Consider the following 2609-nt stretch of genomic DNA (forward strand, 5'->3'; position numbering starts at 1 on the left):
TTAAAATATATGTCGAAAGCTTTTAACAAGTTAAAAATGTATGCAAAAGTTAAAAAGAATTTAATCGGTTTTATGCGTTCAACTGAAGTTACCGACACTCCATGCTCGGTCGTCACGAAGACCAGGTGAGTGCGCCCGGCGGGCCTGGATCCGGTCGGTCGTTCGTCCTCAGTGCACCCGCCCAGAACCGACACACCGGCTGCGCCCGCCATACCCAGCAGCGCGCGTCTCGTCGTCCCGCCCCGCCTTCTCATATCAAGGAGACAACCGCCGACGGCTCGAGGTTCCAACCGTCGCCATCGCCACCTTCACTCCCGCAAGCGGATTCGAGGCGCGACAGAAGGTGCCGGCCCACACTCAGCCGGCACCTTCCTGCAACAGCTACCGCGTGACGCGTAGCGCGTGGAACGCGACGACCACCAAGCTCAGCATCTGGACCGCCTGAACGATGTTGAGCGCGACACCGCTGAGCACGAACACTCCGACCGTCAGCACCAGGTAACCGATCGGCAGCCATCGCGGCACCGACCGCGCCCGCCACAGGGCGGCCATCAGCAGGATCGAGCCCAGCGTGAACAGCAGGAACCCGGCCATCTGGAGGCCCATCATGTGACCCGGATTCTCCTCCACGTGGCGCATCAGGGCCGCGCCCGAGTCGGCCGGGATCGCGCCGATGTCGGTTGCATACCAGGCGAACGAGCCGAACGAGACGACGCCGGTGCAGAACGCGACGCCGCCGAACGTGGTCAGCACCGCGCCGATGTTCGCCAACGCCGAGCCCCGGGTGCGGGCAAGCATGCACACGGCCAGGCCGAGCGCGATGCCGATGGCAGCGATGCCGAGACCGTCGATGATCGAGCCGAGCCAACCGGCGTCGCGGTGCGGTGCGATGTCCGCGTAGCCCAAGTGGTCCCGCTCGCCCCACGGCTGCCACAGCACGACGACGGCCACGGCGACCGCGCCGAGGGCCAGGAAGGCGGAGACGATCCCCGCCCGCACGCGGCTGACACCGGCCGGAGCGGCGGAGACTGTGGGAAGGGAGGCGGCAGCGGGTGTGACGGTGGACATCGGATTCCTCCTCGATGGGCGCGTTGTGGAACGACCTGAACGTACGTATCGGTGAGCCGCGGGCCATCGGTGCCAGCGCCGGTCGAGTACTCGGTGTCCGTTCGGATCGTCTGCCCGTACCAGTACGGAGCCGGTCGCGCTCGTCCCGTCGTAGAGTGCGAGCATGGTTTGGCCGCGACGCCTGGCGCTGGCAACGTCCCTGCTCACCGGGGCGCTGCTGGGGTTCGCGGTAGTGCTGACCATCCTGGCCCCGTCCACCGGCGCGCTGGTCAGTCTCGGCCTCGGCCTCTGCGCCGCACCCGCCGCGGCAACCCTGGGTGTGATCATCGCCCGCCGCTCGACCGGCGCCCTCATCGGGCTGTTGCTGACCCTGATCGGGCTGACCGTGGCGCTCACCGTGACCCGGGAAGTCGGGTGGTGGTACCTGGCGCGGCGGCGGCCGGACACGCTGCCGTCTCTCGACTGGCTCGCGGCGCTCGCCGACCAGAGCGCGGCTTGGATCTTCGTGACGGTCGCCCTGCTGCTCCTGTACTTCCCGGATGGGAAGCTGCCCAGTCGCCGGTGGCGGTGGATCCCGCCGACGCTGATCATCTGCGGTGCGATCGATCACCTCGGCACGTCTTTCGATTCGGCACCGTTCCGGGCGCCCCTGCAGAACCTGCCCCGTCCGTGGGCTCCGCTGCCCCTGCCGCTCCAACTGCCGGTCCTTGTCGCGTTCATCCTGGAGCTGGTGCTGGTGCTGGCCTGCGCGGCATCGCTGATCGTGCGGTTCCGCCGCTCCGACGGTGTGCAGCGGGCGCGGATCAAATGGCTGGCGCTGGCCGGCATGGCGATCCCGCTCTACCCGCTGGGCTGCCTGCTCGAGATCATGCTGTGGGGCCGGCCGCTGTGGATGAGCGCCGCCATCGGCATCGCGGGGCTCATCGGCATCCCGGTGGCGACCGCCGTCGCGATGCTGCGTCATGACCTCTACGACGTCGACAAGGCACTCGCCGCCACCGTCACCTACGGCCTGGTCAGCGCCGTACTGGTGGGGGTCTCTGCGGTCAGTTCCACGATCGGCGGCGTGCTGCTCGGCCGAGACTCCACCATCGCGGCGGCCGCCGCGACGGCGGTGTGCGCGGCAGCGTTGTCACCCCTGCGCACCAAACTCCAGCGGGGCGTGGACCGCCGGCTGTACCCGATGCGGCGGGCGGCGCTCAGCGCGATCGAGGCCCTGAACCGGGACACCCGCGACGGCCAGGCCCGCCCCGAGCAACTGGAGAGCCTGCTCCGCACGGCGCTGCGCGATCCGGCACTTCGGGTCGGCTTCCAGGTGCCGGGCACCGACGGATACATCGACGCCGAGGGCCTCCGTGTCGAACCGGCCGGTGCCGTACCGGTCGAGCTGGGCGGGCGCGGCATCGGGGTGATCCTGCCGGGATCCGGCGGGGTGCGGCCGGAACTCCTGCGGCACATCGCCGGGTCGGCCGCGACGCTGGTCGAGGTGGTCAGGCTGCGGCTGGAACTGGCCCGGGCACTGCACCTCGCGCAGTGCCCGG

The 2609-nt window shown here is 69.1% G+C and carries 2 protein-coding genes; one reads left to right on the plus strand and one right to left on the minus strand.

The annotated features are described in order from the left end of the window. Positions 1-381: 381 nt before the first annotated feature. Positions 382-1068, minus strand: coding sequence for a hypothetical protein (locus tag AB0M20_RS37245; protein WP_364305471.1), 687 nt, complete (start codon positions 1066-1068; stop codon positions 382-384). 163 nt (positions 1069-1231) lie between these two features. On the opposite strand from AB0M20_RS37245, the gene AB0M20_RS37250 reads away from it, so the two are divergent. After that, the coding region (locus AB0M20_RS37250) for a hypothetical protein (protein WP_364305472.1) at positions 1232-2609 on the plus strand (1378 nt) is incomplete at its 3' end.

Source organism: Actinoplanes sp. NPDC051633 (assembly GCF_040681735.1).
Lineage (GTDB): Bacteria > Actinomycetota > Actinomycetes > Mycobacteriales > Micromonosporaceae > Actinoplanes.